18 protein-coding genes are annotated in these 16,789 nt (G+C 38.4%); 6 read left to right on the top strand and 12 right to left on the bottom strand.

Going from position 1 to position 16,789, the window contains the following annotated elements; genetic code table 11:
* Positions 1–56 precede the first annotated feature (56 nt).
* Positions 57–185, top strand: coding sequence for a hypothetical protein (locus GJS40_RS06160; protein WP_270896964.1), 129 nt, complete (start codon positions 57–59; stop codon positions 183–185).
* A 486-nt stretch (positions 186–671) separates the two neighbouring features.
* Here the strand turns inward: GJS40_RS06160 and GJS40_RS06155 are convergent, their stop codons facing one another.
* Both GJS40_RS06155 and GJS40_RS06150 read right to left on the bottom strand, forming a co-directional pair.
* Complete coding sequence (locus tag GJS40_RS06155) at positions 672–1,322, bottom strand: 3-oxoacid CoA-transferase subunit B (RefSeq protein ID WP_270896962.1); 651 nt, start codon at positions 1,320–1,322, stop codon at positions 672–674.
* The gene (locus GJS40_RS06150) at positions 1,315–2,007 is read right to left on the bottom strand and encodes a CoA transferase subunit A (RefSeq protein ID WP_270896960.1); all 693 of its coding nucleotides are present in this window, start codon (positions 2,005–2,007) and stop codon (positions 1,315–1,317) included. Before GJS40_RS06150 ends, GJS40_RS06155 begins: the two co-directional genes overlap by 8 nt.
* Before the next feature lie 230 nt (positions 2,008–2,237).
* On the opposite strand from GJS40_RS06150, the gene GJS40_RS06145 reads away from it, so the two are divergent.
* Both GJS40_RS06145 and GJS40_RS06140 read left to right on the top strand, forming a co-directional pair.
* Positions 2,238–3,041 carry an IclR family transcriptional regulator domain-containing protein gene (locus tag GJS40_RS06145; protein ID WP_270896959.1) on the top strand — a complete coding sequence of 268 codons (804 nt, stop codon included), beginning with the start codon at positions 2,238–2,240 and terminating at the stop codon, positions 3,039–3,041.
* A gap of 22 nt (positions 3,042–3,063) precedes the next feature.
* A complete protein-coding gene (locus tag GJS40_RS06140; protein WP_270896957.1) occupies positions 3,064–3,300 on the top strand; it encodes an alpha-hydroxy-acid oxidizing protein in 237 nt (78 codons plus the stop codon).
* 62 nt (positions 3,301–3,362) lie between these two features.
* Here GJS40_RS06140 and GJS40_RS06135 read toward each other — a convergent pair whose 3' ends face one another.
* On the bottom strand, positions 3,363–4,319 hold the full coding sequence (locus GJS40_RS06135; RefSeq protein WP_270896982.1) for a DMT family transporter: 957 nt from the start codon (positions 4,317–4,319) through the stop codon (positions 3,363–3,365).
* 150 nt (positions 4,320–4,469) lie between these two features.
* Between GJS40_RS06135 and GJS40_RS06130 the strand changes: the two genes are divergently transcribed.
* The 3 genes from GJS40_RS06130 (at position 4,470) to GJS40_RS06120 (ending at position 7,580) form a co-directional block, all read left to right on the top strand.
* Positions 4,470–5,348 (top strand): LysR family transcriptional regulator, encoded by an 879-nt coding sequence (locus GJS40_RS06130; protein ID WP_270896956.1) that lies wholly within the window; start codon positions 4,470–4,472, stop codon positions 5,346–5,348.
* Between the two features lie 66 nt (positions 5,349–5,414).
* A complete protein-coding gene (locus tag GJS40_RS06125; protein WP_270896954.1) occupies positions 5,415–6,209 on the top strand; it encodes an SDR family NAD(P)-dependent oxidoreductase in 795 nt (264 codons plus the stop codon).
* A 390-nt stretch (positions 6,210–6,599) separates the two neighbouring features.
* On the top strand, positions 6,600–7,580 hold the full coding sequence (locus GJS40_RS06120; RefSeq protein ID WP_270896953.1) for an NADPH:quinone oxidoreductase family protein: 981 nt from the start codon (positions 6,600–6,602) through the stop codon (positions 7,578–7,580).
* A gap of 76 nt (positions 7,581–7,656) precedes the next feature.
* On the opposite strand, the gene GJS40_RS06115 is transcribed toward GJS40_RS06120, so the two are convergent.
* The 9 genes from GJS40_RS06115 to GJS40_RS06075 form a co-directional block, all read right to left on the bottom strand.
* A complete protein-coding gene (locus GJS40_RS06115; RefSeq protein WP_270896952.1) occupies positions 7,657–9,027 on the bottom strand; it encodes a solute carrier family 23 protein in 1,371 nt (456 codons plus the stop codon).
* Between the two features lie 123 nt (positions 9,028–9,150).
* Positions 9,151–10,188 carry a 4-hydroxy-2-oxovalerate aldolase gene (dmpG, locus tag GJS40_RS06110; protein WP_270896951.1) on the bottom strand — a complete coding sequence of 346 codons (1,038 nt, stop codon included), beginning with the start codon at positions 10,186–10,188 and terminating at the stop codon, positions 9,151–9,153.
* Position 10,189: 1 nt separating this feature from the next.
* Entirely contained in the window at positions 10,190–11,077 is an 888-nt protein-coding gene (locus GJS40_RS06105) for an acetaldehyde dehydrogenase (acetylating) (RefSeq protein WP_270896950.1), read from the bottom strand.
* A gap of 14 nt (positions 11,078–11,091) precedes the next feature.
* Positions 11,092–11,865 carry a 2-keto-4-pentenoate hydratase gene (locus tag GJS40_RS06100; RefSeq protein ID WP_270896949.1) on the bottom strand — a complete coding sequence of 258 codons (774 nt, stop codon included), beginning with the start codon at positions 11,863–11,865 and terminating at the stop codon, positions 11,092–11,094.
* 20 nt (positions 11,866–11,885) lie between these two features.
* A complete protein-coding gene (locus tag GJS40_RS06095; protein ID WP_270896948.1) occupies positions 11,886–12,728 on the bottom strand; it encodes an FAD synthetase family protein in 843 nt (280 codons plus the stop codon).
* A 29-nt stretch (positions 12,729–12,757) separates the two neighbouring features.
* Positions 12,758–13,237, bottom strand: a complete 480-nt coding sequence (locus GJS40_RS06090) for a flavin reductase family protein (protein WP_270896946.1) — start codon at positions 13,235–13,237, stop codon at positions 12,758–12,760.
* A gap of 132 nt (positions 13,238–13,369) precedes the next feature.
* Positions 13,370–14,329, bottom strand: a complete 960-nt coding sequence (gene hpaD / locus GJS40_RS06085) for a 3,4-dihydroxyphenylacetate 2,3-dioxygenase (RefSeq protein WP_270896945.1) — start codon at positions 14,327–14,329, stop codon at positions 13,370–13,372.
* 68 nt (positions 14,330–14,397) lie between these two features.
* Positions 14,398–15,249, bottom strand: coding sequence for an alpha/beta fold hydrolase (locus tag GJS40_RS06080; protein WP_270896943.1), 852 nt, complete (start codon positions 15,247–15,249; stop codon positions 14,398–14,400).
* An 87-nt stretch (positions 15,250–15,336) separates the two neighbouring features.
* On the bottom strand, positions 15,337–16,524 hold the full coding sequence (locus GJS40_RS06075; protein ID WP_270896941.1) for an acyl-CoA dehydrogenase family protein: 1,188 nt from the start codon (positions 16,522–16,524) through the stop codon (positions 15,337–15,339).
* Positions 16,525–16,789 lie beyond the last annotated feature (265 nt).

Raw genomic sequence — 16,789 nt, 5'->3', positions numbered from 1 at the left:
CAACCCATTTAATTCATAGTAAATGTATATGTTTATTATAATATGTAGGAGAACTGATGAATTGTCAACTAATTAAATTAAACTTTTTTATTCCGAAAGTTAGTGGAGAACGGGGAGCATTTAAAAACTACAATGGAGAAAAGTTTGCTGAAGTTCTTCTGAAAGCAAGTCTTCAAGTGATCTAGGAGTGAATTCAGTTTTCGTTAACACACGTGATGAAATGAAACGCTTCTCACCGAATGAGTAGGTGGGATATTTTTGATTACTATCAATAAACGTTATTTTCTAGTAAATATTATTATGGAAATATTCTTGCAATGTATGAGAAAAGGAATTTTGGTACGAATGAAAGATGACTTGTAATTTTTGGATAACAAAGCGGTTCTTGGAATGGAGAGTGAGACTTTTCTATTTGTAATAAAACAAATAGGAAAAAATCCTTTCTTTTCAACGTAGTTAAAACAGTAAGTATGCACTTCAATACCTTGGTAGAATTGCTTGATGCATGGATGAAAAGGAGTCCGACTCTCTTTTGGACTCCTTCTTTTTATTGAATATTTTCAATGTTCTTTAATTTTTTCTTAGAAGCGTGTCTAGTCCAATTCCATGATGGGAGGTTGTTATTCCTAGCGTAAGGGAAGATGTAAATACACACGAATCGTTTGAATCCATTATGAACTTTCTTTTTGCAGTAATCGCTTACTAATGCGATAAGAAAGCGTTGTATTTTCTTCGACTTCTTTTAAGGAAGTGTCACCAACGAGTTCAGTTAATTCAAAGCCGCCTTCTTTCCATTTAAAAACAGCCATGTCCGTAATGATGACATCTACTTTTCTTGTAGACGTAATCGGATAAGTGCATTTATCAATCAATTTCGGTGAACCGTCTTTGGAAACATGATTGGTGGTGACGATAATTTGTTTTGCGCCTACTAATAAATCCATCGCTCCGCCTACTCCGATGATGTCTTTTCCTGGGATGGCATAATTGGCAACGAGTCCGTCCGAATCGACTTGGAGCGCACCTAAAATAGCTACATCGACATGACCTCCGCGAATCATTGCAAAGGAGTCTGCACTGTGAAAGTAAGACGCTCCCACTGCTTCACCGACAGGCAGTTTTCCTGCGTTTACGAGTAATGGATCGATGTCATCTTCCTTTACAGAAGTCACGCCGAGCATGCCGTTTTCCGTGTGTAAATAATATTTATCTTTATCCAAATAATTTGCAACTAACGTTGGAATGCCAATCCCTAAGTTAATGATAGAATACGGTTTTAACTCTTCGGCGGCTCTTTTGGCAATAATTTCTTTTTTATTCACGTTCCACCACTCCTTCTTTCGTTAAGATCAATCGGCTTTTGATCACTTCATCGACAAACAAATGAGGAGTGACAATTTCTTCTGGAGAAAGCTCCCCTTCTTCTACAATTTCATCCACTTCTGCAATGACGTATTTGGCGGCAGTGGCCATCATCGGGTTAAAGTTTCTTGCTGTTTTGTAGTAGACGAGATTTCCTTTCGTATCGGCTTTCCAGGCGCGAATGAGAGCTACATCTGCTTTTAATGCTTTTTCGAAGACGTATGTTTCTCCGTCTATTTCTTTCGTTTCTTTGCCTTTCGCAAGGTCTGTTCCTACAGCTGTCTTCGTATAAAATCCACCGATACCAGCTCCCCCCGCTCGAATTGCTTCTGAAAGGGTACCTTGTGGCAGTAATTGGAGAGAAAGCTTTCCTTTGTTGTACCACTGCGCTACTTCTCGATTACTCGTAAAGTAAGATCCAATCGCTTTTTTTAATTTTCCTTGACGTAACAAAATTCCTAAACCTCTTCCAGCTTCCCCGACGTTGTTACTAATTACCGTTAAATCTGAGACATCGTGTTTCGTAAGTGCGTCGATCAATGTCAGCGGGCTACCAATTAGCCCAAAGCCACCAACCATAATGACATCGCCACTTTTCACTTTTTGTATCGCTTGTTGGGCACTTTCTGGTGTTAATACCGTCATATGTCTTCCTCCCGTAAAATGAAAAATATAAATTTACTAACAATTGACCGCAATACGATTTTTTGTACGTTTTGTGTTATTCTATAATGGAAAGGGGGATTTGTCAACTAATTGAAACTGCTTCACAAGTTCCATGAAAACGCGCCATTCTTCTAAAACTCGGTCCGTTATGGTATAAAGAGGCTGGGTAGCATTAGTTTACATAAAATTTAGATAAAGGGGTAAAGACAGTGACGAAAGAGATAGAAAATGTATCAGCGTCTCGAGATTTTATTAAAAGTTTGGAAAAAGGATTGAACGTCATTCAAACCTTTTCGGAGGAAAATCCTGTTCTTTCTGTTGCGGAAATTGCGGAAATGACAGGGTATAGTCGTCCGACCGTGAGACGTATTTTATTAACATTAACGGCATTAGGATTTGCCAAAGAGAAAAATGGAAGATACATGTTAACAGCAAGGGTGTTATCCCTAGGGTATTCGTATCTTTCATCGCAAAATATTTGGAATGTCGCTACTTCCCATATGGAAGATATGGTGAAACAAACGAAAGAATCGGCTTCAATCTCCGTTCTTGATCAAGATGAAATTGTATACGTTGCACGAGTTCCGACTGAACGCATTATGTCAATTACGTTAAATATCGGCTCTCGTCTTCCTGCGTATGCGACATCCATGGGAAAAGTGTTGATTGCGTATTTACCAACTTCGGAAAGAGAGAAGTATTTAGAAAACTTACGTCTGAAACAATTAACGGAAAAAACAAAAGCGAACATTACAGATTTACGTGAAGAGTTAGATCAAATTGTAAAGCAAGGATGGGCGTTGGCAGATGAAGAGTTAGAGGAAGGAGTTCGCTCGATTGCAGTTCCTATTTTCAATAGTCGAAATGAAGCGTATGCCGCCGTCAACTGTTCCGCCAATGCCGGAAGAGTGAGTAAAAAGAGAATGATAGAAGAATTTCTCCCGGTTCTAAAAGATACAGCAAGTCTCATTAGTCGCGATCTTTCTCACTATCAACAATCTCACATGTTGTAAAAGGAAGAAGGAGGTAGAAAATATGGAGTTTTCTCCTCAAACAAATATTGTTGACTTAATGGAATTTCAACCAGGAAGGATTACGATGGCGTATGCACCTTTAGTTGGTAGACCTTATGCTTATGGTTTGGCGGTAGGCGGAGAAAAAGGAGTATCGGAAGTTCTTCAAAATCTGATTGCTGATGTGGACTTAACCTTAGCACTCTCTGGAAGAAGTACGATTTCAGAAATTGATCGTTCTCTTTTAGTGAAACAATAATAATGCAATAAAAAAAACGTCTTGTTCCTACTCAAGAAGAGATAGGAGAAGACGTTTTTTTGTTAGGATATATTTTCACGCAAACTTTCCGACATTTGTTGTTTTGAAAGTTGGTGTTTTTCTAATCTTATATACATATTGTTAGACACTAACGCAACAATGATGAAAACTGTTCCAACGATATCAAAGACCGTAATATGATATCCTTGAAAAATGGACACTGCTAAAGTAGTTAGTGGAGTAAAGTTAATAAATAAAAGAGCATTGATTGGCGACAAAATACTTACTCCGAAATTCCATCCTAATAGTGCAATGAGGCCGGGGAAGATAATCATAAACAAGAGATGAGGATAAGTTGCTTGCAACACTTCCACTGTTGGAACCGAAATATAACCCGTCAATGTTACTCCCGTGACAACGACAAGGGCCGTCAATGTTCCGAGTAAACAAGTTAAAGTGGAGTAGCGTAGCACAGACCAACCTTTAAACTGATCGCCACCCATCGTATAAATAACCCAACCAACAACAGCAATAAAGATGAAGAGGGATGGAATGATTTGATCCACTCCAGTGAGAAAAGCAGTAAAATTCCCTTTTGTTATTACAAACATCGCACCAATAAAGGAGACGATCACACAAAGAGAGGTGAAGCGCTCGGGACGGTTCCGAAATAGTACCCATACGATGACGATGGAGATCATTGGCATGAGTGCTTCCATCACCGATGCTACCATGATTCCCGGCTCGCCAAGTAAATCTTCTCCCCAGAAAATGAGTAAATTATAGACAACAAAGGCCATTGTTCCAAAGAACCATAAGTGAAGGCCTCTTCCTTCTAAACGAAAAGCTTTTTTTCCTTCTTTCCATAAAAGTAATGGAACTAATATAACGGTTACTCCAATGTAGCGAATAAGTGTAAAATAAAAAGGATCGATATGTTCAAACGCTGAATGGGCGACCGGAAACATTGCTCCCCACGAAGCGGCAGCTACAAAGCAAAAAAACGCCCCTAATAACATCCTATTTTTCAATGTACTCTTACCTCCCGAACAATTACTATTATCTCCATTATCGCTTGCAATTAACATCTCGTAAAATGAATATAAATTATGATTTCCATCATTATTTGTGATACCATATAAATAAACAATGTAGCGGGAGGCAGTGTGATGGAGTTTAAAGATTTGGAGATTTTTCAAGCGGTGGTGGAAGCAGGAACGATTACCGAGGCGGCAAAGAAGTTAAGTTATGTCCAATCGAACATCACTTCACGCATTCAAAAGCTGGAAACCGAACTAAATACTCCACTATTTCATCGCCATCGTCGTGGCATGAGTTTAACCCCGGAAGGAAAAAAGTTGCTCTTTTATAGCGAAAAAATTTTGTCGTTAACGAACGAAATGAAAAAGGCCGTTCAAAGAAGTGATGAACCAGCAGGGAAATTGGAAATAGGAGCCGTCGAAACAGTCATCCATTTACCAAAAATTTTATCTTCCTTTGTGAAGAAGTATAAAAATGTAGATTTGTCGTTAATTACAGGAGTCACTGATACGTTACAAGATGATGTGCTCCATTATAAATTGGACGGAGCATTTGTTAGTGAAGCAGATTTTCATCCGGATCTCGTTTCTTATGATGTATTTGAAGAAGAATTAGTGGTCGTTTCTGACGTGCGAGCTTCCTCTCTCGAAGAATTACAAGATGAACCTTTTTTATGTTTTAGTAAAGGTTGTGGTTATCGTGCGCGGTTTGAGTTATGGTATCAAGATCAAAATATCAGTCCGAAAAAGGTGATGGAATTTGGAACGTTAGAAACAATCTTGCAAAGTGTCATCGCCGGACTCGGCATCACTTTTGCCCCGAGATCATCCGTTATCGAATTAGAAAAAAAAGGACTCGTCCGCTGCCACACTCTACCGAATAAATATAGTAAAATTAAAACGGTTTTTATCAGAAGAGCAGATAGTTATTTAACTGCAACGATGGAAAAATTCATTGAAACGATTCAAATGAATAAGCAAATTGTAAATGAAACAATGAACGATTAATAGGCCATGCAGTTATAAGAACCTCTGAGTTTGTCATTTAAAAAATCAAAAAGGATGTGATTGAGGTTGATTTTTTCTCCTACGGCTTTAGCTGAAAAACACGTACTCATAACAGGAGCAACGGGAGATATAGGAAGAGAAATTGCGAAAGTAGTGGCTCAGATGGGAGCAAAAATTTCTTTGACAGGGAGAAATGAAGAGAAGTTAAAACAGTTAAAATTAGAATTAGAAAATCTCGTTCCGAAAGAAAATATTTTCATTCAGTTTGGTGATTTAAATGACGCAGTAGATCGTAAGAAAATTGTTGAAGCTTCAGAACTTGCCCACGGAACATTTAACGGTTTAGTAAATTGCGCCGGAGTAGCGAAACGAAGTATGGTGAAGGATTTGTCAGAGGAACTTTTGCACGACGTCATGACGCTTAATTTCACTTCCACTGTATTGTTCACTCAACTCGTTTATCAAAAAATGATTCCAAACAAGCAAGGTTCCATCGTGAACATTGCTTCATTGTCTGGACTGCGTGGAACGATTGGTAATGCTCCTTATTCAGCTAGCAAATTCGCACTCATCGGCTTCACTCAATCGTTAGCTTTGGAAGCGATTCAACATCATATCCATGTGAACGCAATTTGTCCTGGATTTGTCGAGGGACAAATGGCAAAAGAAATTATCGCGCGAAAAGCGAAAGAAAACAATATTTCTTATGAGAAACAAATGAAAATAACTTCTGAATCTATTCCGTCTGGCACTCTCACTCAACCAGAAGAAATCGCGAATATTACAGGATTTTTGCTTACAGGGATTGCTTCTAACGTTGTGGGAGAATCTATTAAAATTTCAGGAGGAGCTGTATTGTGAGTAAGGAGCAACGAAACGTCTCACTTTCATGAAAGAATCTTGACGCAAGTGGATCTTCATTAGATGTGTGATAGACCATTTCGCCGGGCTTGACGTTAAAACATTCTTATTTTATCAAGACTGTTAAATGAAGACTTACGTTTGTTTGTGGAAGAATAATAGAGCGATTGGCCAAGAATGAAAATGAAGAGGCTGTCCGAAGAGTCAACTCTCAGACTTTTTGAACAGCCTCTAATCCAGTTATGGCATTTACACATAGTAACAAGAAGTAGGAATTCTAGGAAAGGTTGTCGTTATGTAAAAATGTTGCTAAAATTTTATCTATAAACTTTTCAGATAATTTCGTTTGTAATAAATCTTGAAATAATTATTTTAAAATGGGGTGGGGTTGTGAAGGCTTGGCAAGTGACCACATATGGGGAACCGAAAGAAGCACTGCAAATGACCGATATTCCAGAACAAGAACTCTCAGCAAATCAAGTAAGAATGAAAGTGGATTCTTTTGCGATGAATTTTTTTGATATATTGCTTTGTCGCAGAGAGTATCAAGAAGATCCTGATTTGCCTTTTACTCCAGGAGCAGAAGTAGCTGGTGTGATTACGGAAGTGGGAGAAAAATCTTCGCTGCAAGTAGGTCAAAGAGTATTAGCAACTCCCGCTTTACCGAATGGAGGTTATGCGGAACAAGTAGTCGTAGATGAAAGAGAAGTGTACACCATTCCTGATAGTATGAGTTCGGATGACGCGGCTTCTTTACATATCACTTATCAAAGTGCTTTGTACGGCTTGAAATACCGCGGGAATGTAAAAGTAGGAGAAACAGTTCTCGTTCACGCCGCTTCCGGGGGGATAGGATCTGCGGCAGTTCAACTTGCGAAAGCCTACGGTGCCACTGTCATTGCGACTGCAGGAAGTGAGGAGAAATTAAAGAAATGTAAAGAAATAGGAGCCGATTTTACAATTAATTATCGGGAGGAAGATTTTATTCCCATTGTAAAAGAAATAACAGAGGGGAAGGGAGCGGACGTTATTTTTGATCCAGTTGGAGGCGAGACATTTCAAAAATCAAGAAAATGTATCGCTTTTGACGGGAGAATCCTTGTGATTGGATTTGCCGGCGGTCATATTCCAGAAGCTCCGATGAATCATGTGTTAATTAAAAATTATTCTCTTGTTGGTGTACATTTTGGTTATTTCAAACGTGTCTATCCAGAAAGAGTGCAAGAAATGCATAAGGAACTTATCGACTTGTATGAGCAAGGAAAAATAAAACCGTTGATTTATAAAAAATACTTGTTTAATGAAGTGGTGGAAGGGCTTGAAGCGCTACAAGGTAGAAAAACGTATGGAAAATTAATTGTGAATGTGTAAAAGAAGGGCGGACAGTTTTTGTAATAAATGATTTTTAGTCGGGATGTCTTTTCTCAGACTTCCCGACATCATTTTGCTAACTTACATTTTGTTGTATTTCTTCTTTGTCTTGATTGCTTTTCTTTTTCTTTATGCCGGTAAATTCCATTGTAAAGTACAATACTAATCCTAATGCCAAAGCAGCTGCTGCGCCATAGATGGCGAGGACAATTGCCATTACTCCAGCAATCCCTCTTTCAATTTCTGTTTTTACTTGTTGCATACCAATAGTAATACATAGGTAACCAGTTAAGATAAGTGTGATTGATAGTGCAATTGGTAAAAACGGACGGAAAAAAGTAACCAATGGTAATAAGAATATACCGATAGAAAATGCAATGAGCATGGTATTTGTACCTGAAAATAAGGAATCCATTGCTTTTCTACCATACGTATATCTTTCTGTTACAGAAGCAGTACCAGCTGTATAAATTGGTCCTGCTAACCCTGGATGTGGAGCAAACAATGCGTTTAATAGATTTCTAATAAACGTTAAAATATACAATTGCCCGAATGTATATTCAATTTTTTCGTCGGGCCTTGCTTTTTTCGCTCTTTGAATCATTTCATCCCCGACGACTACATCTCCATAAGCGATGACGTATGCTAGTATGGCAGTTGGAATGGATGCAATCAAAAGATCCATACTAGGGAAACCAATGACCCATGGAGTTATTTGCCAAACTTCTGAGAGTGCGGGTACTGTAATGCCCCATTCGACAGGAGGAGCTGGATATTCTCCAACAGCCCATCCAACGATAATTGCTACAATGATTGATGGGGCAATTCCATAACTAGCTATTAGACGGATAAAACGTTTTTTACTAGATAATCTTTTAAAATACAATGAAAACATTGTAAATAAACATAATAAACCACCTACAGTAATAGCAATAGGAGTTTCAGATAAACGACCTCCTGGTTCAATCTCAGTCATTATTGCTGCGATACCTGCACCTATTAAGATACCGGCTTTTAATGAGGATGGTAAATTAACAACAATCTTCTCACCTAAACCACTAATTCCAAAAATGAGGAAGAGAAGAGCTAATAAGAGCTGGACTGCAACTACAGCTTGTATAGCCTCTGTACCTTCATAACCATTTAGAAATACTACCATCAGTGGAACGATTGCAGTAATAAAACCAGATACTAAAGGAACTCCAAAAGTCGATGGAAGTAACATTAAAAATTGATTTAAAATCGTGATTGTTAATGCTGCCTCATAGGAAATCCCCATTGATCCGGTCATGATTTCAATCATCCCTAAACCCGCTGTAAAGAGAACTATCCCTTGGATCAATTCCGGCATTTCTATCCTATAATGGATGAATGGGAGTCTTAATTTGTAAGAACCGATGGGCCAATATGGTTGTTCTTCACCATGTTTTCTTTTATATAAAGACAACGGACTTCTCTCCTTTATTATGGAATCGTTTTCAAAAACATATTTTAATAAGTGTTTTAACTATGGGAATAGGGAATACCGTAGTAAAAGGTATTCCCACGAAGCTCCACATTTTCTTGCATATCATGATATTGGAGCTTCCGTGTGTGTATTTGAAGAGTTATGAGCGATTTTTGCAGCTACTTCATAAATTAAATCTTCTTGTCCTCCAACTGCCTGCATTCTGCCTAACTCAATCAAAATATCTCTTTCATCAATCCCAAATCTTTTTGCGGCTTTTTCTGTGTGTAAAAGGAAGCTGGAGTACACACCAGAATAGCCCATGATTAAGCTGGAGCCATTGATTTCTTGAGGACGTGGCATATATTGTGCTACTACGTCATTCGCCACATCTATAATGCTATAAAGATCAATTCCGGTGTTGTAGCCCATTTTTTCAAGTACGGCGACCATCACTTCCGTTTGAGTATTGCCGCTCCCAGCACCGAGTGCCCGTAAACTTCCGTCTATATATGTTGCCCCGGCTTGTACGGCAGCAACGGTATTTGCCATCGCCATCGATAAGTTGTTATGACCGTGGAATCCAATTTCACAAGAAAGTTCATTTTTTAAAGCTGTGATTCTTTCGGTGACTTCATGAGGTAACAATGCGCCAGCGGAATCTGTGACGTAAACAACTTCTGCTCCGTAACTTTCAAACAGTTTTGCTTGTTCTACGAGCTTTTCCACTGGAGCCATGTGCGCCATCATTAAAAATCCGACTGTTTTTAATCCGAGTTCTCTTCCTAATTCAATATGTTGTTTTGCGACGTCTGCTTCTGTAATGTGTGTCGCTACGCGAACCATTTTTGCTCCTGCTTTAACGGCGTCATTTAAATCATTTTTTGTTCCAATTCCAGGGAGAAGCAACACAGAGATCTTGGAATATTCACATACAGACGCTGCAACTTCGATTAATTCTAGTTCATCCACTAAGGAAAGGCCGTATTGGAGGGAAGAACCACCTAATCCGTCTCCATGGGACACTTCAAAATAATTTACTTTCGCTTTGTCCAGTCCTTTTGCGGTTTCTCTCACTTGCTCTTTTGTAAATGCATGTTTCATAGAGTGACTACCATCTCGGAGCGTTACATCAAGAATTTCAACACTACGTTTTGTCATCTTACTTCACCTCTTCTTGTACGTTTCTTCGTTTGATTGCCAATTCATTTGCAACTTGTGTAGCTGCTGCTGTCATGATGTCTAAATTACCGGAATAAGGAGGGAAGAAATCACCTGCACCTTCTACTTCGATAAAGACAGAAATGTTTTTTCCTGTCATTTGTGGTTCTGTATTCATACGATATCCCGGTACATACGTTTGTACTTCTTTTACCATGTCATTGATTGATTGAAGGATTTCCTCTTCTTTTCCTTCTTCTTCTAACGTGACATGAATTGTATCACGCATAATAACTGGTGGTTCCGCCGGATTTAAAATGATAATTGCTTTTCCTTTTTTCGCACCACCAACAACTTCAATAGCTTTTGCTGTTGTTTGTGTAAATTCATCAATATTTGCTCGTGTGCCTGGACCAGCGCTATTACTTGAAATCGTTGCGACAATTTCGGCATAGGCAACGGGTGAAACGCGATGAATGGCATGAATCATCGGAATGGTCGCTTGACCACCACAAGTAACTAAGTTCACGTTGAGTTCATCTTTCAACTGATCTAAATTTACTGGTGGAACAACATAAGGACCAATTGCCGCAGGAGTTAAGTCAACCACTTGTTTTCCAATGGCGGTTAACTTATCGCTGTGATATTTATGAACTTTTGCAGAAGTCGCATCAAACACCATGTCAAATTCATCTGAATATTCTAACAACCCATCCACACTTTTTGTGCTTGTGAGATAGCCACGTTCTTTCGCAATGCGTAAATTTTCAGAGTTAGGATCAATTCCTGCTACTATGGTTAATTCTAGTTCATTTGATCTTTCTATTTTATACATTAAATCGGTTCCAATATTTCCTGAACCAAGAATAGCAACCTTACATTTTGACATGAAAAAGTACCTCCTTAGTTTTCAAATACGGCTGAAACAGTTCCTAAGTTTTCAAAATCAGCTTTAAAATGATCTCCGGGTTCAATGGACATTGCTTTTGATAAGGCACCAGAAAGAATGATTTCTCCAGGATTCAGGGAAATGTCATAGTGACCGACCTCATTTGCGAGCCACGCAACTGCTTCCATCGGATTCCCCATCACAGCGGAGCCGTAAGCGGATTCGATAAATTCGTCATTTTTATATAAAGACATCTTTACTTCAGGGAGGCTGATGTCACTTAATTCTTTTTTGTTTTTCCCGAGTATAGCACCAGCAGATGATCCGTTATCTGCAACGGTATCTTCAAACTTAAACTTCCAATCATGTATCCGGCTATCAATGATTTCAATGGCTGGCACAACATAATCCGTTGCCTTAATCACATCTTCTGTTGTAACTCCGGGACCTTGTAGTTTATCTTTTAAAACAAATCCAATTTCAAATTCTACTTTTGGTTGAATAAACGGTTCTAATGAGATGGCTTCTTTCTCGCGGTAGATCATATAATCAAGCAGATGACCGTAATCCGGAATATTAACTCCTAACATTTCTTGCATCGCCTTACTAGTCAAACCAATTTTTTTCCCAACTACTTTTGCGCCGTTTTCTAATTTGTAATCAATTACGCCTAATTGAATTTGATATGCTTCGTCTTTAGTAATTTTGTGATTGGATGTAAAAGGGTCAATCGTTTGTTTCGTTTTCTCTGCTTTGATAAGCGCAGACACGGCTTCCTTGATGTTCATCTCTCTTATTCTCCTTTAATCTATATAATAGAGGCATTTGTTGAATGTAATGTGTGTGCCATAGACATTTGTCGGATCCAAGTGATTTTGCATTTTTCTTTGAAAAAAAATTGATGTTTCGTGTTTTTGAGTAAATAGATGCCATTGTCACTTTCGGGGATAAAGACTTCTGTCTCTTCTTGAAGTTTGTTTTTTTTGGAAAGAATTACTTTGTAATATCCAGAAGCTGGGAGCATATAATATGGTGATAATTGCAAGTATTTCCCATTCCACTGTACTTCGGTTTCATAATATCTTCCGAGAATTTTGGATAATTTGTCCATTTTTCCGTGAGAGATGAGCTCACGTATCCATGTAGAACTAATCTTTTTCCCACCAAAATCTACCTTATCTACTTTTGTTACATCGATTTTGTTCTTAGCATCACGTCTTAGTCGATCGATATGACCCGTTCCGCGATAACCATAAGAGAAATCAAATCCAGCTACTACGTGCACAACATTCATATCCAACAAGTATTTGGACACAAACTGTTCTGGAAGAAGGGAAAGAAAATCCTTATCAAATGTCACCACATAAAAAGTGTCAACACCCAAGGACTCTAAAATGGACGCTTTTTTCGAAAGTGGCATTAAATAATGAAATGGTTGTTCCCCTGTTTTTGATAGCACCGTTTTAGGGTGGGGGAAAAAACTCATTACTGTAAGCGCAACATTCTTTTCATTGGCAATGTTAGCTGCTGTTTGAATGACTTTTTTATGACCGTGATGTACTCCATCAAAAAATCCTAAAGCCATAACATTTGGGGTTGACTGATTGGTCCAGTATGTTAGATTACTAGCGTTTAGGTGTATTGTTTTCATAAGGATTTTCTCACTCCTTCTTCTAAATCTTAATTCTTCATTGGTACTGGTTTCTCTAAGGTTCGATATTGCCCTTTAGAGAAAATAAGAGGCTCTCCATCTTCTAGCTTGACAGCCGATACTTGTCCGACAACAAGGGTATGATCTCCTTCAACGTATTCGGATTTCACGTTGCACGCAACTTGTGCTAGTGCTCCTGAAAGAACTGGTTTTCCGTCTAAGGAATCGAAGGATATTTTTTCTTCAGTTTTTATTTGACCAGCAAAGATCATGGACAAATCTTTTTGGTCTTCTGAGAGAACATTCACCGAAAAATGGCCACTTTCTTTTATTCTCTTCAACATATTTGTATCTTCTTTTAAGGAAATGACAACAAGCTTAGGATTGAGTGATTGTGACATAAAAGCATTTGCTGTCATGCCATGAGCTTCTCCATCTACTTCTGTGGCAATGACAGTAACTCCCGTTGCGAAGCACCCCATTGCATTTCTAAATGTACGATCATCCATGTTTGAGTCCTCCTTTAAAAAATGTTAAACTGCAGTATTAGAAAAAGAACGACAGACGCTCTTTTACGCTATTTTTTCCTGTTCTTGTATTTATCCGAATATTGATAGCTAAGAGCGTCGTCGTTTCAATAACTATTTCACTAACTCGTCTTTTTTAATAAAGTTTTTATTGATTGGAGTCGTTTCTTTAAAGGATGCTGGAACTTCAGAACCCCACCATAGACGACCGTTTTTCTCATATGCTTCCTGTGTCCATCCGATTGGTTCTTGGTCAAGATCACGCTTATAGTCGTCCGCATAAATTTCAATGCGATGTCCATCTGGATCTTTAATATAAAGGAAGAATGCGTTACTTACTCCGTGGCGTCCAGGGCCGTATTCAATCGAATCACGGTAGCCTGCATCTGCCAAGATGTCTGCGGTTTTCACAACACCTGTTACACCATCTACGATAAACGCAACGTGATGGAGGGAGGCCACTTCCTTGTACACTAATGCGATATCGTGAGTGAACGGTTCGCGACGAAGCCAAGCAGCATATCTTTCGTTTTCATTGTCACCTTCTACGTATTCAGACATGCTGAATCCAAAGTTTTTCCAGAAATCCCACTCTTTGTTTACATTCGGGACACGGATGTTCATGTGGTCAATGCGTACTGGTGGTACTCCGTTTTGTAAGTGAGATCTTCTCATTGGAAGAATGACGTCTCTATTTTCACCATGGTATACATTCACTTGTGGGGAATGATGATAAAATGCGACAGGATGACCACTTGGAGTCACTATTTTAATGACTCTACCAAGATCCTCATCTTTTACTTCTTCCATCTCTACACCAAGCTCTTCATTTTTCTGTTTAATCTCGTCTAAAGCTTCTTCACTTGATACGCGAAGTCCAAAATGATGGAGACAAACATTGTCTCTATCTTCATGTAAGATTAAAGAGTATTGATCAAACTCTTCCACTGCGCGTAAGTAAGCTGTTTTTCCTTCTTGTTTTGTCTTAATAAATCCAAGCGTTTTTTCATAGAAATCAAGTGATTTTTCTAAGTCTGAAACATTTAATTTGGCATAACCTAAACGATAAATCATTATCTTCACCATCCAACTCTAGTTATTAGTAAATGTTAAATATAAATGAATGAATTCTTATAACAAAATTACTTATGTTTTAACATAAAATCTGTTAATGTTTTGTTGAAAGCTTCTACTTGCTCCCATTGCGGCCAATGTCCAGCGTCATTGATCACTACCAGTTCGGCATCTGGAATCATATCTTTAATTGGACCAGCTTGTTCTACAGAAGAAGTAGGATCGTGATCTGTCCAAACTAACAATGTTGGAACATCAATATTTCCACACCAGGATGGATCCCAAATGTATTTTTGTCTTGCTTCCATCTCTTGAAGATGAACGATGTTATAAACAGCTGTTTGATAAGATGGCTGTGAATATATTTGACGACGGTTTTCAATTAATTCGTCTGTTACGACGGACTTATCGTACATGAGCCATTCTAAGCGTGTTTTTACATTTTCATAATTTGCATTCACAACAGCATTTACTGTAGATTGTTTTAATCGTGCCATAACTTCTGGGTCGCTATTCACGTTCCCAGGTGTGTTCAGAACTAATGCTTTTGCGTATCCGGGATTGTGAGCTGCAAACCAAGCTGCTACCCAGCCTCCTAACGATTCACCAGAGATATACGCTTTATCGATATTCATTGCTTTCAATAAATCAAGCAGATGAACGCTATAGGAATCAATACCATATGGTTTATCTGGTTTTTCTGTATAGCCATGTCCTAGCATATCAACAACAATGACACGAAAATGCTCTCGCAAACCTCTGATATTTTTGGCATAGGCTTCAATATGACCACCAGTGCCATGAAGAAGAATCAAAGGTTCACCTTCACCGGATTCTAGTACTCGCGTTTTCACTCCATTCGCATCAACGTAATATAGTTTAAATTCTAAGTCAGCCAATTCATTCCAAATGGTCTTCAAATTAAACCCTCCGTATACAAAATATTACATTGTGAAATATACCAATTGTTGTTTTTTATATTTTGAACAGGGGGGAGGTTATACTTGTTATCCTCGTACGCCACTGTCAAAACCAAATAACTCCATTCCATATGCTTGAACAGAATCTTCGTATAGTGAAGTTTTGTGTGTAGCAACGGATAGAATATCACGGAAAAATTGTTCAATTGGTCCGCCTTTGTATAGTGCTGCCCCTCCAAGGGTAATTAACACTCGTACGGCTATTTCTGTACAAATTTTTGTCACTTTTGTTCGTATAGCAAAAAATTCTGCCGGGGAAGTAGGATTATCACTGTTTCTAGACTGTTCCAACTTTGTGATATAGCTTTCCATTAATGCTTCTGCAGCTTGAAAGTCGGTTGTGATTTCTGCCATCACTCGTTGACTTCTAGGAGATTCACTTTCTAATAGACCGTTATCCATTAGACGTCTACGTTTTTCGGTAGCGCTCTTGAATTCATCAATGATACGCTTTGTACCACCAAGTGCCATGTACGGGAATCCAAGATAGAACGCAGGGAAGAAGGGAATATGATAGAATGGATAATCTTTATCATAATCTTCTTCTGGCGGCCTACCGGCAAATTCTAAACGAGATACTGGAAGAACTCTTTCTTTTGGAACATAGACATTGTCTGCGATAATCCGGTTACTTCCTGTCCCCCGAAGTCCAAATGTATCCCAGTTTTCCACAATTTGCAGATCTGACGTTTTTAGAATTGGTAGGCAAACTTCTGGTTCATCCATACCAGGTAATTGCATGTTTACTCCTACACCAATCCAATCGCTGTAGTTAACCCCGCTTGCAAAATCCCATGTTCCGCTTATACGATAGCCGTCTCCATCTTCTTCGGCAGTACCAAGGGCAGCGAAAATATCACTAATTAACCCTCCTTGATTTACAATTTCATCTCTTGCTTTTTTTTCTAAAAAAGATGGTAAAGTATTATGCAACGGGTATAGGAAAGTTAACCACGAAGCGGAAACATTATAATAGGCCACCGTTTGAACAATTTTTCCAAATTCTCTTAAACTTACTTGAGGTCCACCATATTCTTTCGGCAACATCATTTTTGAAATTGGAGAATCTTTAATTGCTTGGGCTACATTTGCTGAAATATTTGCATTTTGTTCCGCCTCAGCATTTTCTTTCTCGGCTAATTTCCCAATTTTTACTGCATCATCTAATAATTTTTTCAACGTCTTCTCTTCTTGACTGATTACAGCACTAGTCATATTTACACCCCTTTAACGGATTATTTAAATATTTGGTATCGCTTACATTGAAGTATAGTTAATCATCTGACTATTTACTAGAACACGAATTATCGAAATTCTAAAAAATACAGCAAAAAGTGTTCATTAATTTAAAAAAGGGGCTGTCTAATAAGTCCTGAAAAACAGATCGAGAGGAGAAAAATGTGTCTTTTTTCTCCTCTCGATTTTGTATATTTTTGGTTTTTCGCTGAAAGTGGCTTGCGGAGGCTTGCTACTTTCAGGA

This window comes from Aliibacillus thermotolerans (genome assembly GCF_027853235.1).
Classification (GTDB): Bacteria; Bacillota; Bacilli; order Bacillales; family Marinococcaceae; genus Aliibacillus; species Aliibacillus thermotolerans.
The sequence above is the reverse complement of the archived record's forward strand: the minus strand, read 5'-3'. Positions and strand labels throughout refer to the sequence as shown.